Here is a 22,897-nt window from a genome sequence, read left to right as displayed (position 1 = left end):
CCCGGTCTGCCCCTCGATGGTGACAGGTCGGGCGGACGCCGGGCAACGACGCCCGCGTCCTCGCGACGCCCGTGGGACACGGCAGAAGGCCCGGGGGTATCCCCCGGGCCTTCCGTCCAGCACGTGCGAGTCAGGCGTCAGGCGACGCGGCCGCTCACGCTCTCCTCGTCGCCGATCTTGTGCACGACGATCGAGTTCGTCGAGCCGACCACGCCCACCGGGGCACCGGCGACGACGACGACGTAGTCGCCGATCTCGGCCAGGCCGTTGGCGCGCAGCGTCGAGTCGACCTGGTTGACCATCGCGTCGGTGTTCTCGACGGGCGGCACCTGGTACGTCTGCAGGCCCCAGCTGAGCGAGAGCACGTTGCGCACGTCCTCGTTCGGCGTGAAGGCGAGCAGCGGGATGGCGGAGCGCAGGCGCGACATGCGGCGGGCCGAGTCGCCCGACTGCGTGAAGGTCACCAGGTACTTCACGTCGAGCGTCTCGCCGATCTCGGCCGCGGCGCGCGTGATGGCGCCACCGCGGGTGTGCGGGGTCGAGCCGAGGGGGGCGATGCGCTCGCGACCGAGCTCCTCGGTGGCCTCGATGATCCGCGCCATGGTGCGCACGGTCTCGATCGGGTAGTCGCCCACGCTGGTCTCGCCCGAGAGCATGACCGCGTCGGCGCCGTCGAGCACCGCGTTGGCGCAGTCCGAGGTCTCGGCGCGGGTCGGGCGCGGGTTGGTGGTCATCGACTCGAGCACCTGCGTGGCGACGATGACCGGCTTCGCGCTGCGGCGGGCCAGCTCGACCGCGCGCTTCTGCACGAGCGGGACCTGCTCGAGGGGCAGCTCGACGCCCAGGTCGCCGCGGGCGACCATGATGCCGTCGAACGCCGCGATGATCTCGGCCAGGTTCTCGACGGCCTGCGGCTTCTCGATCTTGGCGATGACCGGGACGACCCGGTTCTCCTCCTCCATGATCCGGCGCACGTCGTCGTAGTCGACGGCGGACCGCACGAACGACAGGGCGATGATGTCGGCTCCGACGCGCAGGGCCCAGCGCAGGTCCTCCTCGTCCTTGTCGCTCATCGCGGGGACGGACACGGCGACGCCGGGCAGGTTGAGGCCCTTGTTGTTCGACACGGGGCCGGGGACCTCGACGCGGGTCACCACGCGGGGGCCCTCGACGGCGGTCACGCGGACCAGGACCTTGCCGTCGTCGATGAGGATCGGGTCGCCCACGCGGGCGTCGTTCGGCAGACCCTTGTGGGTCGTCGACACGAGCTCCTTGGTGCCCTCGACGTCCTCGGTCGTGATGGTGAACGTGTCACCGACCGCGAGGTCGTGCTTGCCCTCGACGAACCGGCCGAGGCGGATCTTCGGGCCCTGCAGGTCGACGAGGACCGCGACCGACCGGCCGGACGCCTGCGCAGCCGCGCGGACGTTGTCGTACACCTTCTTGTGCACCTCGGTGTCGCCGTGGCTGCGGTTCAGCCGCGCCACGTCCATCCCGGCATCGACGAGGGCCTGGATCTGCTCCGCCGACTCCGTCGCGGGGCCGATGGTGCAGACGATCTTTGCTCTACGCATGGGGCGAGCCTATGCCTTCCGTGTTTTCGTGGTCGGACCGAAGGTCCCGTCCGGCCACCATGGCCGGCCGGTAGAGGACCCCCGGTCAGGAGGGGTTCAGGGGCGCAGCGCCACGGTGCTGGCGGTGACGGGTGACGGCAGCTCGGTGCTGCCCGAGAGGTACGTGTCGACGGCCGCGGCGGCCGCACGGCCCTCCGCGATCGCCCAGACGATGAGGGACTGACCGCGGCCCGCGTCGCCCGCGACGAACACCCCGGGGACCGTCGTCGCGTAGTCGTCGGTGCGGGAGACGAGCCCGCGGGGCGTCAGCTCGATGCCGATCTGGTCGGTCAGCGGGCTGACCTCCGGGCCGGTGAAGCCCATCGCCACCAGCACCAGGTCGGCGGGGATCTCCCGCTCCGTCCCGGGCGTCGGCACGCGCCGCCCGTCGGACAGGTACTGGGTGGTCGCCAGCCGCAACGAGCGGACCGCACCCGCGTCGTCACCGACGAACTCGACGGTCGACGCGAGGTAGTCGCGGTCGCCGCCCTCCGCGTGGGAGGACGAGACCTCGAACAGGATCGGGTCGGTGGGCCACGGCTGGTGCGCCGGCCGGTCCTCCGGCGGACGCTTCCCGATGGCCAGCGTCGTCACCGACGCGGCCCCCTGCCGCAGCGCGGTGCCCAGGCAGTCCGACCCGGTGTCACCGCCGCCGATGATGATGACGTGCTTGCCCTCGGCGCTGATCTGGTCCGCCACCGGCTTGCCCGCGGCGACCGCGTTGGCCTGGTGCAGGAACTCCATGGCGACGTGCACGCCGCCCAGCTCCTTGCCGGGCACCTGCAGCTCGCGCGGCACGGTGGCGCCGGTCGCGATGACGATCGCGTCGTACCGGGCCTGCAGCTGCGGCCACGTGACGTCCCGGCCGACCTCGACGCCCGGGCGGAACCGCGTGCCCTCGGCCTCCATCTGCGCCAGCCGGCGGTCGATGTGGATCTTCTCGAGCTTGAAGTCCGGCACGCCGTACCGCATCAGCCCGCCGATGGCGTCGTCACGCTCGTACACGGCGACCGTGTGGCCGGCGCGCGTGAGCTGCTGGGCGGCGGCCATGCCGGCCGGCCCCGAGCCGACGACCGCGACGGTGTGACCCGTCAGGCGCTGCGGGACCTGCGGCGTGACGTACCCGCGGTCGAACGCCTCGTCGATGATCGAGACCTCGACGTTCTTGATGGTCACGGCCGGCTGGTTGATGCCCAGCACGCAGCTCGACTCGCACGGCGCGGGGCAGATGCGGCCCGTGAACTCCGGGAAGTTGTTCGTCGCGTGCAGGCGGTCGATCGCGTCGGACCACTGCCCGCGCCACACGAGGTCGTTCCACTCGGGGATGAGGTTCCCGAGCGGGCAGCCGTTGTGGCAGAACGGGATGCCGCAGTCCATGCAGCGCCCGGCCTGCTCCTTGAGGTACGGCTGGCCGTCCTGCAGGTGGGCGTGCACGTCCTTCCAGTCGCGCAGGCGCACGTCGACGGGGCGGTTGGGCGGGAGCTCACGGTCCCGCACCTTCAGGAAGCCGCGGGGGTCAGCCACGGGCCACCTCCAGGATCTGGTCCCACACGCCGGGCGCAGCCGGGTCGAGGCCGTCGGCCTCGGCCTTGGCGAGCGCGCGGCGGACGCGGGCGTACTCGGTGGGCAGCAGGCGCGTGAACCGCGCCCGGGTCGTCGGGAAGTCGTCGAGCAGCTGGGCGGCGACGGGCGAGCCGGTCTCGTCGAGGTGCGCACGCAGCAGCGCCTGGACGGTCTCGGCGTCCTCGTCGTCGAGCGGGTCGAGTGCGAGCTCGTTGGACCGCAGCGCGTCGATGTTCACCAGCGCGGGCTCCAGGTCGAGCACGTAGGCCGTGCCGCCGGACATGCCGGCGCCGAAGTTGCGGCCGGTCCGGCCGAGCACCAGGACGGTGCCGCCGGTCATGTACTCGCAGCCGTGGTCGCCCACGCCCTCGACCACCAGCGTCGCGCCGGAGTTCCGGACGCCGAACCGCTCGCCGACCAGCCCGCGCAGGAAGATCTGCCCGGTGGTCGCGCCGTAGCCGATGACGTTGCCCGCGACGACGTTGTGCTCGCTGGACAGGGCGGCGTTCCGGTCGGGGCGGACCGCGATCCGGCCGCCCGAGAGGCCCTTGCCGACGTAGTCGTTGGCGTCGCCGAACAGCCGCAGCGTGATGCCCCGCGGCAGGAACGCGCCGAACGACTGGCCCGCCGAGCCCGTGAGGGTCACGTCGATGGTGTCGTCCGCGAGGCCCTCCCCGCCGAACCGCTTGGTCACCTCGTGGCCGAGCATGGTGCCGACCGTCCGGTTGACGTTGCGGACGGGCAGGTCGATCCGGACCGGCTCGCGGCGCTCCAGGGCGTCCTCGGCCAGGGCGATCAGCCGGTTGTCCAAGGCGCGGTCGAGGCCGTGGTCCTGGTCCTTGGTGCGATGCAGCTCGGTGCCGGCGACGGGCGACGGGACCGCGAGGACCGGGGCCAGGTCGAGGCCCTCGGCCTTCCAGTGGTCGATCGCCGCGCGGGTGTCCAGCAGCTCGACGTGCCCGACGGCCTCGAGCAGCGTGCGGAAGCCCAGCTGCGCGAGCAGCGCGCGGACCTCCTCGGCGATGAACTCCATGAACGTGACGACGAACTCGGGCTTGCCCGTGAACCGGGCGCGCAGCTCAGGGTTCTGCGTCGCGACGCCCACCGGGCAGGTGTCGAGGTGGCAGACGCGCATCATGATGCAGCCCGAGACCACCAGCGGCGCCGTGGCGAAGCCGAACTCCTCGGCCCCGAGCAGCGCGCCGATGAGGACGTCGCGTCCCGTCTTGAGCTGGCCGTCGACCTGGACGACCACGCGGTCGCGCAGGTTGTTGAGCACGAGCGTCTGCTGGGTCTCGGCCAGGCCGATCTCCCACGGGGTGCCCGCGTGCTTGAGCGACGTCAGGGGGCTCGCGCCGGTGCCGCCGTCGTGACCCGAGATCAGCACGACGTCCGAGTGCGCCTTGGCGACGCCCGCCGCGATGGTGCCGACGCCGAACTCGCTGACCAGCTTGGTGTGGATCCGCGCCCGCGGGTTCGCGTTCTTGGCGTCGTGGATCAGCTGCGCCAGGTCCTCGATCGAGTAGATGTCGTGGTGCGGGGGCGGCGAGATCAGGCCGACGCCCGGCGTCGAGTGCCGCGTCCGCCCGATCCACGGGTACACCTTGTTGCCCGGCAGCTGGCCGCCCTCGCCGGGCTTGGCGCCCTGCGCGAGCTTGATCTGGATGTCGTCGGCGTTGGTGAGGTACTCGCTGGTGACGCCGAACCGTCCCGAGGCGATCTGCTTGATCGCCGAACGCCGGGCGGGGTCGTGGAGCCGCTCGGGGTCCTCGCCGCCCTCGCCGGTGTTCGACTTGGCGCCGATGCTGTTCATCGCGATCGCGAGGGTCTCGTGGGCCTCCATCGAGATCGACCCGTAGGACATCGCGCCGGTGTTGAACCGCTTGACGATCTCGCTCACGGGCTCGACCTCGTCGAGCGGCACCGGCTCGCGGACGCCGTCCTTGAACGCCAGGAGCCCGCGCAGCGTCATCAGGCGCGACGACTGCTCGTCGACCCGCGTGGTGTACTGCTGGAAGACGTCGAACTGCCGGGTCCGCGTCGAGTGCTGGAGGCGGAACACGGTCTCGGGGTCGAACAGGTGGTCCTCGCCGTCGCGACGCCACTGGTACTCCCCGCCGACCGCGAGCCGCAGGTGCGCCTGGCGGTTGCCGCTGGCCGGGTAGGCGTCGGCGTGCCGGGCCGCGACCTCGGCCGCGATGACGTCGAGGCCGATCCCGCCGAGCCGGCTGGTGGTGCCGGTGAAGTACTTGTCGACCAGCGGCTGCGAGAGCCCGATGGCCTCGAACACCTGCGCGCCGCGGTAGGACGCGATGGTCGAGATGCCCATCTTCGACATGACCTTGAGCACGCCCTTGCCGAGCGCCTTGATGAGGTTGGCGACCGCCTTCTCCGGGCCGACGCCGGGCAGGTACCCCGAGCGCGCCAGGTCCTCGACGGTCTCCATCGCGAGGTACGGGTTCACCGCGGCCGCGCCGTAGCCGATGAGCAGCGCGGTGTGGTGCACCTCGCGCACGTCGCCGGCCTCGACCACCAGCGAGATCATCGTGCGGGTGTGCCGGCGCAGCGTGTGGTGGTGGACCGCGCTCAGCAGCAGCAGCGACGGGATCGGCGCGAGGTCCGCGTCCGAGTTGCGGTCCGAGAGCACGATGAAGCTGACGCCGTCGGCGACCGCGGCGTCCACCTCGGCGAAGATCTCCTCGAGGCGCGCCTCGAGCGCCTCTCCCCCGCCGGACACCTTGTACAGGCCGCGGACGGTGGTGGCCCGGAAGCCCAGCGAGGGCTCCTTGGCCACGTGCACGATCTTCGCCAGCTGGTCGTTGTCGATCACCGGGAACGGCAGGATCAGCTTGCGGGCGTGGCCCGGGCCGTCCTCGAGCAGGTTGGGCTCGGGCCCGATCGCGCCGCCGATCGCGGTGACCAGCTCCTCGCGGATGGCGTCCAGCGGCGGGTTGGTCACCTGCGCGAACATCTGTGTGAAGTAGTCGAAGAGCATCCGCGGCCGGCTCGAGAGCACGGCGACCGGCGTGTCGGAGCCCATGGCGCCCAGCGGCTCGGCGCCGGCGGCGGCCATCGGGCTGAGAAGGATCTTGAGCTCCTCCTCGGTGTACCCGAACGCGCGCTGACGGCGACGGACCGAGGCGGCCGAGTGCGCGACGTGCTCGCGCTCGGGCAGCTGCGGCAGGTAGACGGAGTTGTCGCGGACCCAGTCGGCGTAGGGACGCTGCGCCGCGAGCGACGACTTGATCTCCTGGTCGTCGATGATGCGGCCCTTGCCGGTGTCCACCAGGAACATGCGGCCGGGCTCCAGCCGTCCCTTGGCGACGATCGTGGCGGGGTCGATGTCCAGCACGCCGGCCTCGGACGCGCAGACGACCAGCCCGTCCTCGGTGACCCAGTACCGACCGGGACGCAGCCCGTTGCGGTCCTGCACGGACCCGATCAGCGTGCCGTCGGTGAACGTGATCGCCGCGGGGCCGTCCCACGGCTCCATCAGCGTCGAGTGGTACTCGTAGAACGCGCGCCGCGCGGGATCCATCTGGGCGTGGTTCTCCCACGCCTCCGGGATCATCATCATCACGGCGTGCGGCAGCGTGCGGCCGGACAKGTGCAGCAGCTCGAGGACCTCGTCGAAGCTGCCCGAGTCCGAGCCGCCGGGGGTACAGACGGGCATGAGCGGCGCCAGGTCGCCCAGCTCCTCGCTGGCCAGCGTGCCCTCGCGGGCCGCCATCCAGTTCCGGTTGCCGCGGACCGTGTTGATCTCGCCGTTGTGGGCGATCATCCGGAACGGCTGCGCGAGCGGCCAGGACGGGAACGTGTTGGTGGAGAAGCGCGAGTGCACCAGCGCGATCTCGGAGGCGTAGCGCGGGTCCGAGAGGTCCGCGAAGAACGGCTCGAGCTGGCCCGTGGTGAGCATGCCCTTGTAGGCCAGGGTGCGCGCCGACAGCGACGCGAAGTAGAGGCCGTGCTCGCGCTCGGCACGCTTGCGAAGCCGGTACGCGCGGCGGTCGAGGTCGATGCCCGAGAGCTCGCGCGACGGGTCCGCGACCACGAGCTGGCGGAAGACCGGCATCGACGCGCGCGCGGTGGGCCCGACCAGGTCGGCGGTGACGACGACCTCGCGCCACGCGAGCACGTCGAGCTTCTCCTCCGCGGCGATCGACTCGAGAGCCGCGACGGCGCGCCGCTGCTCGGTCTCGTCGACGGGCAGGAACGCCATGCCGATGGCGTAGAAGCCGGCGGGCGGGAGCTCCGCGTCCACCACGTCGCGCAGGAAGGCGTCCGGGATCTGCGTGAGGATGCCGGCGCCGTCGCCGCTGTCCTCCTCGGCGCCCACGGCGCCGCGGTGGTCGAGGTTGAGCAGTGCGGTGAGGCCCGCGTCGACGATGTCCCGGCCGGGCGTCCCGCGCAGCGTCGCGACGAACGCGAAACCGCACGCGTCGTGCTCGGCAGCGGGGTCGTAAAGACCCTGCGGCGGCGGCGCACTCATGGCGCCAGGGCTCGCGGGCGACGTCGACATCAGCACCGTCCTCACGGTCCCCGAGGGGTCGGGGCGTAGCACGAACAAGGGGGGAACGCGGGACGTCGTCGGCCCAGTGTGTGGCGACGATACAGGGCGGTCGGCGGACCGTTCGCATCGTCAGCGATGAGGGGGAGCTACCAGCCCTCCGCGGGTCAGCGGGCGGGGTCGGTCGCGTTCTCCTCGTCGTCCTGCGCGGTCGGGGGTGCCAGCAGGAGGGTCGTGTCACGTCCTGGGTGCCGGCGTCCGACCACCACGAACGCTACCAGCGCTCCGAGGCCGACGATGATGCACGTCCAGACGTTGAGGCGCAGGCCCAGGATGTGGTGCGCCGGATCGATGCGCAGCAGCTCGATCCACAGCCGGCCGGTCGTGTAGATGACGACGTAGAGCCAGAAGACGCGGCCGTAGCCGAGCCGGAACTTGCGGTCGATCCAGATCAGCAGCGCGGCACCCGCGAGGTTCCAGATGATCTCGTACAGGAACGTCGGGTGGTAGAGCGTGCCCGCGGGGTCGCCGACGGGCATGTGCTCGGGGTCGATGCGCAGGCCCCACGGCAGGGTGGTCGGGCTGCCGTAGAGCTCCTGGTTGAACCAGTTGCCCAGCCGGCCGATCGCCTGCGCCACGAGCAGGCCGGGCGCGAGGGCGTCGGCCCAGGGTGCGAGCCGGACGCCCTGGCGGCGGGCTCCGATCCAGGCGCCGACACCACCGAGGGCGACGGCACCCCAGATGCCGAGGCCGCCCTCCCAGATGTACAGGGCACGGATCGGGCTCCCCCCGACGCCGAAGTACGCGTCGGGCGAGGTGATGACGTGGTAGATCCGGCCGCCGACGATGCCGAACGGCACTGCCCAGAACGCGATCTCCAGGGTCGTGTCCGGCTCGCCCCCACGCTCGATCCAGCGGCGCCGTGTCATCCAGAGCGCCACGACGATGCCGAGCAGGATGGCGAACGCGTAGGCGCGCACCGGGAAGGGCCCGAGGTGCCAGACGCCCTGCGACGGGCTCGGGATGGCGAGCGGCAGCAGCGCGCTCACCGGTCGCGTCCGGTCGCGGAGCGGACGCCCTCGGCGAGGTCGGCCGTGAGTCGGGCCAAGGCCTGACGCCCCGCCGCCTCGTCGGGCGCGTCGAGCAGCGTGCGCACCAGCGCCGAGCCGACGATGACGCCGTCGGCGTAGCCGGCGACCTCCGCGGCCTGCTCGGGACGCGAGATGCCGAGGCCGACGCAGACGTGCTGGGCGCCGGCCGCCCGGGTGTGGGCGACGAGCTCCTCCGCGCGGCTGCCGACGGTCGACCGCTCCCCCGTGACACCCATGGTCGAGGCGGCGTAGACGAAGCCCCGGGAGGCCGCGGCCGTGGAGGCCAGCCGCTCGGGCGTCGAGCTGGGGGCGACCAGGAACACCCGGTCCAGGCCGTGCGCGTCGGAGGCGGCGAGCCAGTCGCCGGCCTCGTCGGGGATGAGGTCCGGCGTGATCAGCCCGGCCCCGCCCGCTGCGGCAAGATCGCGCGCGAACGCGTCGACGCCATAGCGCAGCACGAGGTTCCAGTAGGTCATCACGAGGATCGGCGCACCGCGCCCGGCGACCTGCTCGACCGCCCGGATGGTGTCGCTGACCCGGGTGCCGCCCGCCAGCGCCGCGTCGACCGCGCGCTGCACGGTAGGCCCGTCCATGACCGGGTCGCTGTAGGGCACGCCGAGCTCGACGACGTCCACGCCGGCGTCGATCATCGTGCGCACGGCCTCGACCGAGCCGTCGACCGTGGGGTACCCGACCGGCAGGTACCCGATGAACGCCGGGCGACCGAGCGCGTCGAGGTGCTCGGCGACCTGCGACCGGACGGCGACGGCGCTCACAGCTGCTCCCCCTGGTCGGCCAGCACGACCGGCTCGTCCTCGATCAGGTCGAACCACGCCGCGGCCGTGGCCACGTCCTTGTCCCCGCGCCCCGACAGGTTGATCAGCAGCACGGCCTCGTGTCCGTCGTCGCCGGTCCAGGTCGAGAGCTCAGCGCCCAGCTGGATCGCGCCCGCCAGCGCGTGCGCCGACTCGATCGCGGGGATGATCCCCTCGGTCCGGCACAGGATGCGGAAGGCCTCCATGGCCTCGACGTCGGTGACGGGCCGGTAGTCGGCGCGCCCGATGTCGTGCAGCCACGCGTGCTCGGGCCCGACGCTCGGGTAGTCCAGGCCGGCCGACACCGAGTGGCTGGGCAGCGTCTGGCCGTCGTCGTCCTGCAGCAGGTACGACTTCGCGCCGTGCAGCACACCCGGCTCCCCGCCGGAGAACCGCGCCGCGTGGCGCCCCGACGAGATGCCCTCGCCGCCGGCCTCGAAGCCGAACAGCCGGACCTCGGGGTCGTCGAGGAACGCGTTGAAGATGCCCATCGCGTTGGACCCGCCGCCCACGCACGCGGCCACGGCGTCGGGCAGCCGGCCGATCTCCTCGAGGAGCTGGGCCTTGGCCTCCTCGCCGATGATCTTGTGGAAGTCGCGCACCATCTCGGGGAACGGGTGTGGTCCGGTGACGGTGCCCAGCAGGTAGTGCGTGGTCTCGACGTTGGCCACCCAGTCGCGCAGCGCCTCGTTGATGGCGTCCTTGAGGGTGCGCGTACCGATGGTCACCGGGACGACCTCGGCGCCGAGCAGGCGCATGCGGGCGACGTTGAGCGCCTGGCGGCGGGTGTCCTCCTCGCCCATGTAGACGGTGCACTCGAGGTCGAGCAGTGCGGCCGCCGTGGCCGTGGCGACGCCGTGCTGACCCGCGCCGGTCTCCGCGATCACGCGTGTCTTGCCCATGCGCTTGACCAGCAGGGCCTGCCCCAGCACGTTGTTGATCTTGTGCGACCCCGTGTGGTTGAGGTCCTCGCGCTTGAGGAACACCCGCACGCCCGGCGCGACGTGCGCGGCGAACCGGGGCACCTCCGTCAGGGGGCTCGGCCGACCGGTGTAGGTCTTGTGCAGCCGCGCGAGCTCACGCCCGAACGCCGGGTCGGTGAGGGCCTTGTGGTACGCCGTGTCGAGCTCGTCGAGCGCCGCGATCAGCGCCTCGGGCACGTACCGGCCGCCGAACTCCCCGAAGTACGGGCCGGCGTGGGTGGACAGCGGTCCGCTCGCGACGGCCTCGAGCAGCTTGTCCGAGACGGGTCCGACGGTCGGTCGACCGCTCACTGACGCACCGCCCGCAGGGACGGGTGCGCACCCGCCGCCACGAGGTCGGCGACGGACTCGCGCGGGGCGTCGTCCGTGACCAGCGCCTCGCCGACGAGGACCGCGTCCGCGCCGGCGCGGGCGTAGTCCATGACGTCGTGCGGGCCCCGCACGCCGGACTCGGCGATCTTCACGATGTGCGACGGGATCGCCGGGGCGACCCGGGCGAACGTGGTGCGGTCCACCTCGAGCGAGCGCAGGTCGCGGGCGTTGACCCCGATGACCTTGGCACCGGCGTCGGCCGCGCGCGCGACCTCCTCGGTGTCGTGCACCTCGACGAGGGCGGTCATGCCGAGGGAGTGCACCCGCTCGACCAGCGACTCGAGCACGGTCTGCTCGAGCGCGGCCACGATGAGGAGCACCAGGTCGGCGCCGTGCGCCCGCGCCTCCCACACCTGGTACGGCGTGACGACGAAGTCCTTGCGCAGCACGGGGATGTCGACCCGGGCACGCACCGCGTCGAGGTCGGCCAGCGAGCCGTGGAAGCGGCGCTCCTCGGTCAGCACGGAGATGACGGCGGCGCCGCCCTTCTCGTACTCGGCGGCCAGCGCGGCGGGGTCCTTGATGGTGGCGAGGGCGCCCTTGCTCGGGCTCGACCGCTTGACCTCGGCGATGACCCGGACCGCGTCCTCGGCGCGCAGGCGCCCGACGCAGTCGATCGCGGACTCGCGGCGATGGGCCTGCTCCTTGACCTCGGCGAGCGGCGTGGCCTGCTCCCGGACGGCCAGGTCCAGTCGGACTCCCGCGACGATGTCGTCCAGCACGGTCATCGACAGCTCACCTTCTCCCCCGGTCGGTTCCGGACCTCGTCCTCGCCGTCGATCGTGGCGGTGGTCCAGTGGGACATCGTAGATCGGTCCCGGAGTGACCCGGACCACAGGCCGGTGGGTGGGACAGGGACCTTGGTCAGGGGGCCAACCACGGCGCCAGAGCCGGGATGTTCCGCAGCACCCCGAACGCGAGCACCACGGCGAGACCGACCCACGCGAGCCACGCCGGCGTCGGGCGCACGGCCCGGCCCTGCGTCCGTCGCAGCACGAGCCGCGCCCACAGGGCGATCGCGAGCGGGACCGCCAGCACGAACAGCGGGTTCATCGACCATGCCCCGGCGATGTCGCCGTGCGCGAGGTCGTGCGTCGCGCGCAGCCCACCGCACGCCGGGCACCACAGCCCGGTCAGCGCGTGGAGCGGGCAGTAGCCGTAGCTGCCGGAGATGTGCGGGTCGCGCACAGCGAGGACCACGGTCGCCGCGGCGACCAGGAAGCCGGCGACGAGCGGCCCGCGCACCGACGCACGACGGCCCGCCACGCCCGCCGCGAGGGCGACGGACGGGAGCGGGCCGGTCGGCTGGAGCTGCGGACCGTCGTCGACGGCCGCCATGTCAGTAGCCGGTGTCGTAGGTGGTGAAGAAGTCCGGGTTCGACCCGATGATCGCGAAGAACGCGATGATCCCCACGATCGACAGCGCGATGCCGATCCAGCCGAGGACGATCCCGGCCGTGGCCATGCCGCCGTTGTTGGCCTCACCGTTGGCCACGGCCTTGCGCGCCTTGTAGCCGACGATCACGGCGGCGACCGCCGAGAAGATCCCGCAGAGCACGAACGACAGGATGCCCAGGACCAGCGCCCAGACGCCGAGGCTGTTCTTGGGGTACGCGGCGCCGTAGCCGGGCGGCGGGTAGCCGCCGGGGGCGGACCCGTACGGCGCGGCGGCCGGGTACGGGGTCGGCGCGCCGTACTGCGGCGCGCTCGGGTACTGCGGTGCGCCGGGGTCCTGCGGCTGCGCGCCCGGTGCCTGCGGCGCCGCACCGGGGTACTGCGGCGCGGCCGGGTACTGGGGAGCGGCCGGAGGCGGCGGCGTCGCCGGCTGCTGCGGCGCGGCGTTCGGGTCCTGCGGCTGGGGTGCGCCGTACGGGTTCTGCGGCTCGTCGGGGGTCGACATCGGTCCTCCTGCGTCGCGTGCGCCACCCGGTCCCGGATGACGGTGGAACAGCTGCGGGTCAGTGCCCGCCGGTGCGTGCCGCCCGCGCACGCGTCTTGGCGCCGCCCTGGCCGTAGCCCGAGCTCTGCAGCACCTTGCCGATCACGAGGCCGAGCACGACGAGGGCGATGCCGACCCAGAACAGCCACACCAGGGCGAACGCGACGCCGAGCCCGGCGATCGTGAAGGCGATCACCACGCTGTAGGTGGTGAACCAGGCGGCGAGCGTCTTGCCGTGGTTGGTCGGGGCCGCCGTCGGCGGCAGGTGCATCGCCTCGGTGGTCGTGGCGTTCTGCGCGCGGTGCGCGAGGGTGTTGTCGGCCATGGTGGTGCCCTTCGTGCTCGGTTCTGCGCTCACCCTATCGGACGGCAGAGCCCCAGCCCGGCGCGCCGCGGCGCAGGTCAGGACGGGTCGTCGCCCCGGCTGAGCGCGTCCCAGTCGGCCCGCTCGTCGGGATCCGCAGCGACGGCCGGGGCGGCCGCGCTCTCGTGCCGACGGGACGGCCCCGCCCACGTGCGCGACGCGAGCACCAGCCACACGCCGGCGAGGACGTCGAGGACCCCGACGACGACGGCCAGCCAGGGCCACACGCTCGTCGTGACCGGTCCCGCGAGCCGGCCCACGCCGGTCTCGTCGGCGACCACCGGCGTCACCGCCGCGGCGGGGTCGCCCAGCACGGCAAGAGTCGTGCCGACGACGAGCACGCCGCACGCCACGACGACCACCGCGACGACCCAGCGACCCGCGCGACCGACCAGGGCGACGGCGGCGACGGCGGCGAGGATGGCCACCGCGGCCGCGAGGATGGCGGGCGCCACCTGGGAGCCCGAGACCTGCACCGTGACTGTGCCCTCCAGGGCTGTCGTGCCGGTCGTGGTGAACCAGGTGGGCACGGCGACGATCGCGGTGAGGCCCGCGAGGAGCAGCAGCAGGACCGCCGCCCTCCCCCGGCCCGTCCGGCGACGCTGCGCAGCCACCGTCACGCGCCCGCCCGACGCAGCCGGGACGCGATCTGGACGGCGCGCACGGCCGCCGCGGCCTTGTTCCGGGACTCCTCGTACTCCAGCGCCGGCACCGAGTCCGCGACGATCCCGCCACCCGCCTGCACGCTGGCGCGGCCCTCCCGGATCAGGGCCGTGCGGATGGCGATGGCCATGTCCATGTCGCCGGCGAAGTCGAAGTAGCCGACGGTGCCGCCGTAGATGCCCCGCCGGGCGGGCTCGATCTCGTCGATCAGCGCGATCGCGCGCGGCTTGGGCGCACCGGACAGGGTGCCGGCCGGGAACGTCGCGATCAGCGTCTGCAGCGCCGTCGCACCCTCGCGCAGCCGGCCGACCACGGTCGAGCAGATGTGCATGATGTGGGAGTAGCGCTTGACCGCCATGAACTCGACGACCTCGACGCTGGTGGGCTCGCACACCTTGACCAGGTCGTTCCGGGACAGGTCGACGAGCATGATGTGCTCGGCCCGCTCCTTGGGGTCCGCGAGCACCTCGTCCTGCAGCCGGCGGTCCTCGTCGGGCGTCGCGCCGCGCGGCCGCGAGCCCGCGATCGGGAAGGTCACCACGCGGCCCGACGTCACCTTGACCAGCGTCTCCGGGCTCGACCCGACCACGGCGAAGTCGCGGCCGTCCGCGTCCTGCAGCTGCAGGTAGTACATGTACGGGCTCGGGTTGATGGTCCGCAGCACCCGGTAGACGTCCAGCGGCTCCGCGGGGCAGTCCAGGTCCAGGCGCTGCGAGAGCACCACCTGGAACACGTCGCCGTCGCGGATGGCCTCCTGGCCGGTGCGCACCGAGTCCTCGAACTCCTGACGGGTGGAGCGGAACGCGAGCTCGGGCTCGGGCACGTCCGCCAGCACGGCGACCGCCGACTCGGTCGGCTCCAGCAGGGCCGCCTCCATCGCGTCCAGCCGCGCGAGCGCGTCCGCGTGCGCCTCGTCCACGCGCTCGTCGGTGTCGTCGAAGTTGATCGCGTTGGCGACCAGCCACACCGAGCCGTCGTGGTGGTCGACCACCGCGAGGTCCGTGGCCAGCAGCAGCGTCAGCTCGGGGACGCCCAGCTCGTCGGGGGCGTTGGCGGGCAGGGTCGGCTCCCAGTGCCGCACGATGTCCCACCCGAGCGCCCCGACGAGCCCGCTGGTCAGCGGCGGCAGGCCGGAGATCGCGGGGGTGCGCAGGGCGTCGAGGGTCCGGGCCAGCACGTCGAGCGCGTCGCCGTCCGTCGGCACCCCCACCGGGACGTCGCCCACCCAGACGGCCGAGCCGTCGCGCACCGTGAGCGTCGCCCGCGAGTGCACGCCGACGAACGAGTACCGGTCCCAGCTGCCGTCGGCCTCGGCCGACTCGAGGATGAACGTGCCGGGGCGGCCGGCGGCCAGGGTGCGGTAGAGGCCTACCGGCGTGACGTCGTCGGCCAGCAGCCGCCGGACCACCGGGATGACGCGCCGGTCCCGGGCCARCCCGCGGAACAGGTCGAGCGACGGCCACGTACCACCCCAGGGAACCTCCGCCGCGGCGACGTCCGTGGGCAGGGTGGGCGTGGTCATCGAGGATCTCCGGTCTCGGTGGGACGGGTGCCGACGACGGCCGGCAGGGGGCCGCCGGCGTCGAAGCAGGTACGGGTTCCGGTGTGGCAGGCGGCGCCGACCTGGTCGACCTCGACCAGCAGGGCGTCGCCGTCGCAGTCGAGGCTCACGGCCTTGACGTACTGGGCGTGGCCGGACGTGTCGCCCTTGCGCCAGTACTCCTGGCGCGAGCGGCTCCAGAACACGACCCGGCCGGTGGTCAGGGTGCGGTGCAGCGCCTCGTCGTCCATCCAGCCGAGCATGAGGACCTCGCGCGAGTCGTGCTGCTGCACGATGGCCGCCACCAGGCCGTGGTCGTCACGCTTCAGGCGCTCGGCGACGGCGGGATCGAGGGTCGGTGCGGCGGGGCTGGAAGACACGGACCGATCCTGCCACGCGGCAACGGACGCCCGCGGACCCGTCCCAGCGATCACCGGGTCTGCGACACCCAGGCGGCGTGCATCGCGGCGTAGTGGCCGTCGCGCGACACGAGGTCGTCGTGGTGCCCGACCTCGACCACCCGGCCCGCGTCGACGACGACGACCGTGTCGGCCGCCTCCGCCGTGGACAGCCGGTGCGCGATGGTCAGGGTGCTGCGGCCGCGGGTCAGGGAGTCCAGGGCGCGGGCGATCCGCACCTCTGTCGCGGGGTCGACCGCCGACGTCGCCTCGTCGAGCAGGAGCAGGTCCGCCTCGGCCAGGTAGGCCCGGGCGAGCGCGACCAGCTGCCGCTCCCCCGCCGACAACGACTCGCCGCGCTGCCCGACGTGCGTGTCGAGGCCGTCGGCCAGCTCGTCGACCCAGCCGTCCAGCCCCAGCGCCTCGATGGCCCCCCGGACGCGGGTGTCGTCCGACGAGGCCGCGGTGGTGCCGTCCTCGTGCCTCAACCCGTACGCGACGTTCTCCGCGAGCGTCCCGTCGAACAGGAAGCCCTCCTGCGGCACCAGGACCACGCGGCGCCGCAGGTCGGCGACCGGGATGTCGCGCAGGTCCACGCCGTCCAGCAGCACGGAGCCGTGCGTCGGGTCCATGAACCGCGCGACGAGCTTGGCGATCGTGGTCTTGCCCGAGCCGGTCGCGCCGACCACGGCCACCGACGCCCCCGCGGGGATCGCGACGTCGACCTCGCGGAGCACCGGCGGGCCGTCGGGGTAGGAGAAGTCGACGGCGCGCAGCTCGACGTGCGCCGGCCCGCGGGGGCTCGGCACGCCGTCCTGGCCGGCGTCGACCACCTCGACCGGGGTCTCGAGCACGCCGAGCACCCGACGCCAGCCTGCGACCGCGTTCTGGAGCTCGTTGAGGATCTCGGTGGCCATCTGGACCGGCCCGGTGAACAGCTGCACCAGGAAGAGGAAGGCGAGCAGGCGGCCCGCGCTCATCTCGCCGGCGATCCCGAGGTAGGTGCCCGCGACGACGACGACGGCGAGGACGAGGTTGGCGACGAGCACGCCGCTGGAGAACACGAGGGCGACCAGGTTCTGTGCGCGCACCATCGCCGCTCGGGTGGCGGCGACCGCCGCGTCGATCTTGCGCTGCGTCCGCCCGGCCACGCCGTACGCCCGGATGGTCTCCGCCCCCACGACGGCCTCGGACACGGCGCCCAGCATCCCGCCGACCCGTTCCCGCACGGCCGTGTAGCGCGCGTTGACGCGCTTCTGCAGCGGCTGCAGGAGCAGGAAGAGCGGCACGAACCCGGCCCACACGATGAGCGTGAGCTGCCAGGAGTACACGGCCATGAGCACGGTCGCCACCGCGATCTGCAGCACCGAGACCAGCAGCATGATCCCGCCCCACTGCACGAACAGCGAGATCGTGTCGACGTCCGAGGTCACCCGCGACACCAGCGAGCCGCGCCTCTCGGTGTTCTGGGTGAGCACCGACAGGTCGTGCACGTGCCGGAACGCCCGGGTGCGCAGCGTCAGCAGGCCGCTCTCGCTCGACYGGAAGAGCCGGACGTTGACGTACGCGGAGCAGACGGCACCGATCAGCAGGCCCACCGCGGCGAGCCCGGCAAGGACGGCGACGCGGTGCACGTCCGGGCCCCCGGGGGCCAGGATCCCGGTGTCGACGGTCTGCTGGACCGCGATCGGCACGAGCACGCGCCCGATCGAGGCCATCACCGCGAGCAGCACGGTGACCTTCCAGCCGACCAGCAGCTGGGGCGAGACCTGGATGCCGCGGCGCAGCGTCGCCAGCACGCCGAGCGTGCTGGCCGGGACKAAGCGGTGCGTGGGGTCGCTCATGCGGGCTCCTCCACGACCTCGAGGGCCTGCTCGTCGGCCGCCTCCGACGCGCGGCGAGCCGTCTCCTGCTCGTACGCGGTGGCCAGCTCGCGGTAGCCGGCGTCCCGCGCCAGCAGCTCCTCGTGCGAGCCGCGGTCGACCACGCGGCCGGCCTCGACGTGCACGACCTCGTCGGCCAGGAGCACCGACGACATCCGGTACGCGACCAGCAGCACCGTCGGGCTGCCTGCGCCGGCCTCGTCGCGCAGGCCGCGCAGGATCGCCTGCTCGATGCGCGGGTCGACCGCCGACGTCGCGTCGTCGAGCACGAGGACCGCGGGCCGCCGGACCAGGGCGCGCGCGAGCGCGAGGCGCTGCCGCTGACCGCCGGAGAGGTTGGCGCCGCGCTCGCCCAGCGGCGCGTCGAGGCCGCCCGGCAGCGCACGGACCACGTCGTCGACCCGCGCGAGGCGCAGCGCCGACCAGACCGCGTCGTCGTCGGGGGAACCCGCCTCGCCGTCGTCGGCGAGCGTGACGTTCGAGCGGACCGTGTCCTCGAAGATGAACGTCGACTGGGCGACGAGCGCCACGTGGCGGCTGAGGTCGGCCGGGCGCACGTCGCGCAGGTCGATGCCGTCGACGTGCACCGAGCCCTTCGACGGGTCGGCGAGCCGGCTGACCAGCGACACCAGGGTGGTCTTGCCCGCACCCGTCGGGCCGACGACGGCGATGGTGCGGCCCGCGGGGACGTCGAGGTCGACATCGTGCAGGAGCTCGATCTCTCCCCCACCCGGCAGCGCCACGGACCGACCGACGTCGCGGAGCTCCACGCGGGCGCCGGCGGCGGGCACCCACGGCGTGCTGCCCTCGCTGAGTGCGCCGTGCGAGTCGATCACGCGCGCGATCCGGTCGTAGCCGACGAGGGCGCGCGGGACCTCGCCCAGCACCCAGCCGAACGCCCGGACCGGCACGGCGAGCAGGGTCAGCAGGTACGCCGCGGCCACGACGTCGCCCGTCTCGATCCGCCCCTCGCTGACCTGCACCGTGCCGACCACCAGCACGAGCAGCGTGCCGAGGCTGGGCAACAGGTCGATGACCGGGTCGAACATCGCCCGGACGATGCCGACCCGCACGTTGGCGTCCCGCAGCTGCGCGGCGCGCGCCGCGAACCGGGCCTCCTCGCGCGCCTCGGTGCCCAGGGACGTGACCAGCACGGCGGCCTCGAAGCTCTCGTGCGCGATGTCCGCGACCTCGGCACGCAGCTGCTGCGCGTGGATCGCCGCCGGCGACATCCGGCGCTGGAACACCAGGTTCGCGATGACCGCGAGCGGCAGGACGAGGAGCGCCGCCAGCGCCAGCCACACGTCGGTCCGGAACAGCGCGACCGCCGCGACGACGAGCATGACGACGACACCCAGCGCGAACGGCAGCGGGTTGAAGATCGAGGTCGCCGCCTCGACGTCCGCGCTGGCGTTCGACAGCAGCTGACCGGTCGGGTGCTGCCGGTGCCACGACATCGGCAGCCGCAGGTACTGGCGGGTCACCGCGGTGCGGTGGTCCTCCTGGATCAGCGCGAACCCCTTGCCCGCGAAGATCCGGCGACCGGCGACCGTGACGGCGAGGCTGACGGCGACGAGCGCGATCGCGAGCCCGGCGAGCCAGATCCGGCCGCGCGCCTCGGTGGAGCCGTCGAGGGCGGGGACGACGACCTGGTCCGTCACCACGCCGAGGACGCGACTCACCCCGACCGTGAGCACGCCGAACACGGCGGACGTCCCGACGGCCAGCGCGTACGTGCCGGGGTGCGCGCGCATGCCGCGGATGATCAGCTGGCACGCCCGTCGCGGTACCGATCCGGTGAGGGCCACCGACCGTGGTGACTCGTCTCGCGTGGGCACGACAGGACCTTCCGTGGAGCTCGAGGGGGTGCGCCCATCCTCTCACGAGAGAGCGAGCGCTTACCCGTCACGCGAGCGGCAGGCCCGCGTGCGATCCTGCGGGCATGACCTGGCACGAGATCGAGCGCGCGCAGCTGGCGCAGGCCCTCCTGGACGTCACGCCGGACGCGCCGACCCTCTGCGAGGGCTGGCAGGCGCGCCACCTCGCGGCCCACATCGTGCTGCGCGAGCGCTCGCCCATGGTCGGCGCCGGGATCGTGGTGCCGGCGCTCTCGGCGCGCGCCGAGGCGGCCATCGAGCGGCTCGCGGACACCGCGGCGACCGAGGGCGCCTACCGCGACCTGGTGGCGCGCGTCGCCGACAAGGCCGCGCGCTGGCACCCGGGCACCTGGGCGCCCGACTCCACCAACGTCATCGAGTTCTTCGTGCACACCGAGGACGTCCGCCGCGGCGCCGGGCCCGTCCCGCCCCGCGAGCTCGACCCCGACCTCGTCGCCGCGCTGTGGGTGCAGCTGCGCCGCTCGGGCGGCTCGCGGCTGCGCAAGGTCCCGGTCGGGGTCGTCCTGGTCCGCAGCGACGGCGTCCGTCACCCGCTGCGGGCGCCCAAGGACGACCACGGCACGGTCGTCGTCCGCGGCGACRTCGGAGAGCTGGTGCTCTACCTCCTGGGGCGCGGAGCCGCCGCCGACGTCCGGGTCGAGGGCGACGCGGACGACGTCGAGCGGATCGAGCGGGTGCTGCCCTCGCCCTAGCCCGCGGCCTGCGGGTGGCCGGTGGCCAGGATGTCGACGACGAAGACGACCGTCTGGCCGGCGAGCTCCTCACTGTCCGTGACACCCAGCGCGTAGGTGGGCGGCACGACGAGCATGACCTGGCTGCCGACCGGCTGGTCGACCAGGCCGTCGGCCCACGCCTGCACGTCCTGCAGCGAGAACGACACCGGCAGCCCGTGCGTCCAGGTGGAGTCGAACGGCTCCCCCGTCGTCCACGCGAAGCCGGTGTACTGCACGGTGACGACGTCGCTGGCGCCCACCTGCTCCCCCGTGCCCCGGATGAGCGGCTGCGCGACCAGCTCGCTCGGCGGGTCCGTGCCCGTCGGGGTGATCGAGGGGGCGCCCGAGGCGTCCAGCGTCACGGCCGGGAGGTCGGTCCGGGGAGGGACGGGCTGGCCGTCGGCCCGCGTCGGCAGGACGTCGACGACGGTCACGGTCGGGTAGTCGGTCGCGCCCGAGCCCGTGCCCGGGCTCACCTGCAGCAGCCGCGCGCCGACCTTCTGGCCGCGCAGCGTGTTGTACAGGTCGACCCCGAGGTCCTCCTCCGTCAGCAGCATCGCCGTCGGGTTCGTGGAGTAGCTCTCCTTGACCAGCGTCGCGTCCGTGGCGTCCTCGAGCCAGAAGTCGATGAGCACCGGGGCCCCCTCGACGAGGTCGGCGCCGGTGCCCTTCCAGATCTGCTCCGTGCGGGACTTGTCCACCTGCAGCGGCGTCACGTACGTGATCGTCGGCGCCTCGCCCGGCTCGCCCGAGACCGTCACCGCGGCCGGCTCCGTCACCGGGGTGCTGCACCCCGCGAGGGCCAGGAGTGCCGTCAGCAGGCCGGCGGCCAGGGCGCGGCCCTGCAGTCGTCGCACGTCGTTCCTCTCCGATCACGGTTCCTGGCGGGCACCACGCTCACAGTCGTGGCCCGCTCCAGAGCGCCACACTGTACGGCCTGATACTGGACGGTCGACCTGCTGCGGTGCGCTACATCGACTCGATGAGCCGGTCCACCCGCTCGTCCACGCTGCGGAACGGGTCCTTGCACAGCACCGTGCGCTGGGCCTGGTCGTTGAGCTTGAGGTGCACCCAGTCGACCGTGTAGTCGCGGCGTGCGTCCTGCGCGGCACGCACGAAGTCCCCGCGAAGCTTGGCGCGGGTGGTCTGCGGCGGGACGGCGGTCGCCTCGAAGATCTCGAGGTCGGTGGTTACCCGCTCCACCAGCCCCTTCGCCGCCAGCAGGTTGTAGAGCCCCTCGGTGCGCGAGATGTCGTGGTACGCGAGGTCGAGGCGCTGGACGCGGACGTCGGACAGCTCCAGGTCGTGCTTGGCGCGGTACCGCTCGATCAACCGGTACTTGATCACCCAGTCCAGCTCGCGGTCCACCAGCGACAGGTCGCCCGTGCGCATCGCGCGCAGCCCGCGCTCMCAGAGGTCCAGCACCTGCTTGTTCTCCGGGCTCGGGCCGCCCTCCGACGCCAGGAAGTCGGTGACCCGGGTGAGGTACTCCTCCTGCAGGTCGATCGCGGTGACCGTCCGCCCGTTCGCCATGGTGACCGGGTGCATGCCCGTGATGTCGTGGCTGATCTCCCGGATGGCGCGGATCGGGTTCTCCAGCGCCATCTCGCGCATGGGCACGCCGGCCTCGATCATCCGCAGCAGCAGGTCGGTCGTGCCCACCTTGAGCATGGTCGTCGTCTCGGACATCGACGAGTCGCCGACGATCACGTGCAGGCGGCGGTAGTGCTCGGCGTCCGCGTGCGGCTCGTCGCGCGTGTTGATGATGGGGCGCGACCGGGTCGTGGCGCTGGAGACCGCCTCCCAGATGTGGTCGGCCCGCTGCGACAGGCAGTAGAGCGCCCCCCGCGGCGTGGTGAGGACCTTGCCGGCACCGGTGAGGATCTGCCGCGTGATCAGGAACGGGACCAGCACGTCCGACAGCCGGGAGAAGTCCCCCTGGCGACGGACCAGGTAGTTCTCGTGGCAGCCGTAGGAGTTGCCCGCGGAGTCGGTGTTGTTCTTGAACAGGTGGATCTTGCCGGGCAGCCCCTCGTGCTCGAGCCGCTGCTGCGCGTCCGCCACCAGTCCCTCGAGGATGCGCTCGCCGGCGCGGTCGTGCGTGACCAGCTGGCGCACGTCGTCGCACTCGGCCGTGGCGTACTCCGGGTGCGAGCCCACGTCGAGGTAGAGCCGCGACCCGTTGCGCAGGAACACGTTGGACGAGCGTCCCCACGCGACGACCTTGCGGAACAGGTACCGCGCGACCTCGTCGGCGGACAGCCCGCGACCGTCCTGGGCGGCGCAGGTGACGCCGTACTCCGTCTCCAGGCCGAAGATCCGCCTGTCCATCGCCGTGCTCCCTTCCGTCGCCCGGTCCGCTTCCCTCAGTCTGCGCCCAGCAGGTCCTCGAGCAAGGCCCCGGCCAGGCGTCGGAACGTCCGCCGCGGGCGCGTCCGGTCGAGCACCGCGACCTCGAGCTGCGCCGCCGGGATCGTGCGGGCCTCGCCGCCGTCCTCGGTCGGGGAGCCGAGCGTCCGCACCGCCAGCGCCAGCACCTCGGGCAGCGTCAGGCC

18 protein-coding genes and 1 pseudogene are annotated in these 22,897 nt (G+C 73.0%); 1 reads left to right on the top strand and 18 read right to left on the bottom strand.

Annotated features, from left to right (window positions below; translation table 11 throughout):
• Window positions 1-137: 137 nt before the first annotated feature.
• The 15 genes from pyk to ACXJKG_RS05165 form a co-directional block, all read right to left on the bottom strand.
• Window positions 138-1,574, bottom strand: coding sequence for a pyruvate kinase (gene pyk, locus ACXJKG_RS05235; RefSeq protein ID WP_456844708.1), 1,437 nt, complete (start codon window positions 1,572-1,574; stop codon window positions 138-140).
• Window positions 1,575-1,670: 96 nt separating this feature from the next.
• Window positions 1,671-3,137, bottom strand: a complete 1,467-nt coding sequence (locus ACXJKG_RS05230; RefSeq protein WP_456844707.1) for a glutamate synthase subunit beta — start codon at window positions 3,135-3,137, stop codon at window positions 1,671-1,673.
• Window positions 3,130-7,695, bottom strand: coding sequence for a glutamate synthase large subunit (gene gltB / locus ACXJKG_RS05225; protein WP_456844706.1), 4,566 nt, complete (start codon window positions 7,693-7,695; stop codon window positions 3,130-3,132). The genes ACXJKG_RS05230 and gltB overlap by 8 nt, the downstream gene beginning before the upstream one ends.
• Before the next feature lie 155 nt (window positions 7,696-7,850).
• Window positions 7,851-8,732, bottom strand: a complete 882-nt coding sequence (gene lgt / locus ACXJKG_RS05220) for a prolipoprotein diacylglyceryl transferase (RefSeq protein ID WP_456844705.1) — start codon at window positions 8,730-8,732, stop codon at window positions 7,851-7,853.
• Window positions 8,729-9,550: a tryptophan synthase subunit alpha gene (trpA, locus tag ACXJKG_RS05215; RefSeq protein WP_456844704.1), complete on the bottom strand. Its 822-nt coding sequence runs from the start codon at window positions 9,548-9,550 to the stop codon at window positions 8,729-8,731. The genes lgt and trpA overlap by 4 nt, the downstream gene beginning before the upstream one ends.
• Window positions 9,547-10,863 (bottom strand): tryptophan synthase subunit beta, encoded by a 1,317-nt coding sequence (gene trpB / locus ACXJKG_RS05210; RefSeq protein ID WP_456844703.1) that lies wholly within the window; start codon window positions 10,861-10,863, stop codon window positions 9,547-9,549. Before trpB ends, trpA begins: the two co-directional genes overlap by 4 nt.
• Complete coding sequence (gene trpC, locus ACXJKG_RS05205; RefSeq protein ID WP_456844702.1) at window positions 10,860-11,672, bottom strand: indole-3-glycerol phosphate synthase TrpC; 813 nt, start codon at window positions 11,670-11,672, stop codon at window positions 10,860-10,862. Before trpC ends, trpB begins: the two co-directional genes overlap by 4 nt.
• Window positions 11,673-11,808: 136 nt before the next feature.
• Window positions 11,809-12,282, bottom strand: coding sequence for a DUF2752 domain-containing protein (locus ACXJKG_RS05200; RefSeq protein WP_456844701.1), 474 nt, complete (start codon window positions 12,280-12,282; stop codon window positions 11,809-11,811).
• 1 nt (window position 12,283) lies between these two features.
• Window positions 12,284-12,844, bottom strand: coding sequence for a DUF4190 domain-containing protein (locus ACXJKG_RS05195; protein WP_456844700.1), 561 nt, complete (start codon window positions 12,842-12,844; stop codon window positions 12,284-12,286).
• 58 nt (window positions 12,845-12,902) lie between these two features.
• Window positions 12,903-13,241, bottom strand: coding sequence for an HGxxPAAW family protein (locus ACXJKG_RS05190; protein ID WP_456844699.1), 339 nt, complete (start codon window positions 13,239-13,241; stop codon window positions 12,903-12,905).
• Between the two features lie 44 nt (window positions 13,242-13,285).
• Window positions 13,286-13,867 (bottom strand): Trp biosynthesis-associated membrane protein, encoded by a 582-nt coding sequence (locus ACXJKG_RS05185; protein WP_456844698.1) that lies wholly within the window; start codon window positions 13,865-13,867, stop codon window positions 13,286-13,288.
• A complete protein-coding gene (locus ACXJKG_RS05180) occupies window positions 13,864-15,432 on the bottom strand; it encodes an anthranilate synthase component I (RefSeq protein WP_456844697.1) in 1,569 nt (522 codons plus the stop codon). Before ACXJKG_RS05180 ends, ACXJKG_RS05185 begins: the two co-directional genes overlap by 4 nt.
• Window positions 15,429-15,830, bottom strand: a complete 402-nt coding sequence (gene hisI, locus ACXJKG_RS05175; protein WP_456844696.1) for a phosphoribosyl-AMP cyclohydrolase — start codon at window positions 15,828-15,830, stop codon at window positions 15,429-15,431. Before hisI ends, ACXJKG_RS05180 begins: the two co-directional genes overlap by 4 nt.
• Before the next feature lie 50 nt (window positions 15,831-15,880).
• Window positions 15,881-17,692 (bottom strand): ABC transporter ATP-binding protein, encoded by a 1,812-nt coding sequence (locus tag ACXJKG_RS05170; RefSeq protein ID WP_456844695.1) that lies wholly within the window; start codon window positions 17,690-17,692, stop codon window positions 15,881-15,883.
• Window positions 17,689-19,485, bottom strand: coding sequence for an ABC transporter ATP-binding protein (locus tag ACXJKG_RS05165; protein ID WP_456844694.1), 1,797 nt, complete (start codon window positions 19,483-19,485; stop codon window positions 17,689-17,691). Before ACXJKG_RS05165 ends, ACXJKG_RS05170 begins: the two co-directional genes overlap by 4 nt.
• Window positions 19,486-19,673: 188 nt before the next feature.
• Between ACXJKG_RS05165 and ACXJKG_RS05160 the strand changes: the two genes are divergently transcribed.
• A complete protein-coding gene (locus ACXJKG_RS05160; RefSeq protein ID WP_456844693.1) occupies window positions 19,674-20,321 on the top strand; it encodes a TIGR03085 family metal-binding protein in 648 nt (215 codons plus the stop codon).
• Here the strand turns inward: ACXJKG_RS05160 and ACXJKG_RS05155 are convergent.
• The 3 genes and pseudogenes from ACXJKG_RS05155 to ACXJKG_RS05145 all read right to left on the bottom strand — a co-directional run.
• Window positions 20,318-21,199 (bottom strand): FKBP-type peptidyl-prolyl cis-trans isomerase, encoded by an 882-nt coding sequence (locus ACXJKG_RS05155; protein WP_456844692.1) that lies wholly within the window; start codon window positions 21,197-21,199, stop codon window positions 20,318-20,320. The two genes, ACXJKG_RS05160 and ACXJKG_RS05155, sit on opposite strands and share 4 nt — an antisense overlap.
• A 112-nt stretch (window positions 21,200-21,311) precedes the next feature.
• Entirely contained in the window at window positions 21,312-22,673 is a 1,362-nt protein-coding gene (pafA, locus tag ACXJKG_RS05150) for a Pup--protein ligase (RefSeq protein WP_456844691.1), read from the bottom strand.
• 35 nt (window positions 22,674-22,708) lie between these two features.
• Window positions 22,709-22,897 (bottom strand): annotated as a pseudogene (locus ACXJKG_RS05145) (proteasome subunit alpha); the annotation flags it as partial.

It is taken from the genome of Cellulomonas sp. P5_C6 (assembly GCF_054049635.1).
Note: the sequence above shows the minus strand (reverse complement) of the source record. Positions and strands in the feature narration are given on the sequence as shown.

Excerpts from the sequence above, each read along its gene's own strand:
- pyk (WP_456844708.1), bottom strand. The coding sequence starts at position 1,574 with ATGCGTAGAGCAAAGATCGTCTGCACCATCGGCCCCGCGACGGAGTCG.
- ACXJKG_RS05200 (WP_456844701.1), bottom strand. The coding sequence starts at position 12,282 with ATGGCGGCCGTCGACGACGGTCCGCAGCTCCAGCCGACCGGCCCGCTC.
- ACXJKG_RS05165 (WP_456844694.1), bottom strand. The coding sequence starts at position 19,485 with ATGCGCGCGCACCCCGGCACGTACGCGCTGGCCGTCGGGACGTCCGCC.
- trpC (WP_456844702.1), bottom strand. The coding sequence starts at position 11,672 with ATGACCGTGCTGGACGACATCGTCGCGGGAGTCCGACTGGACCTGGCC.
- ACXJKG_RS05195 (WP_456844700.1), bottom strand. The coding sequence starts at position 12,844 with ATGTCGACCCCCGACGAGCCGCAGAACCCGTACGGCGCACCCCAGCCG.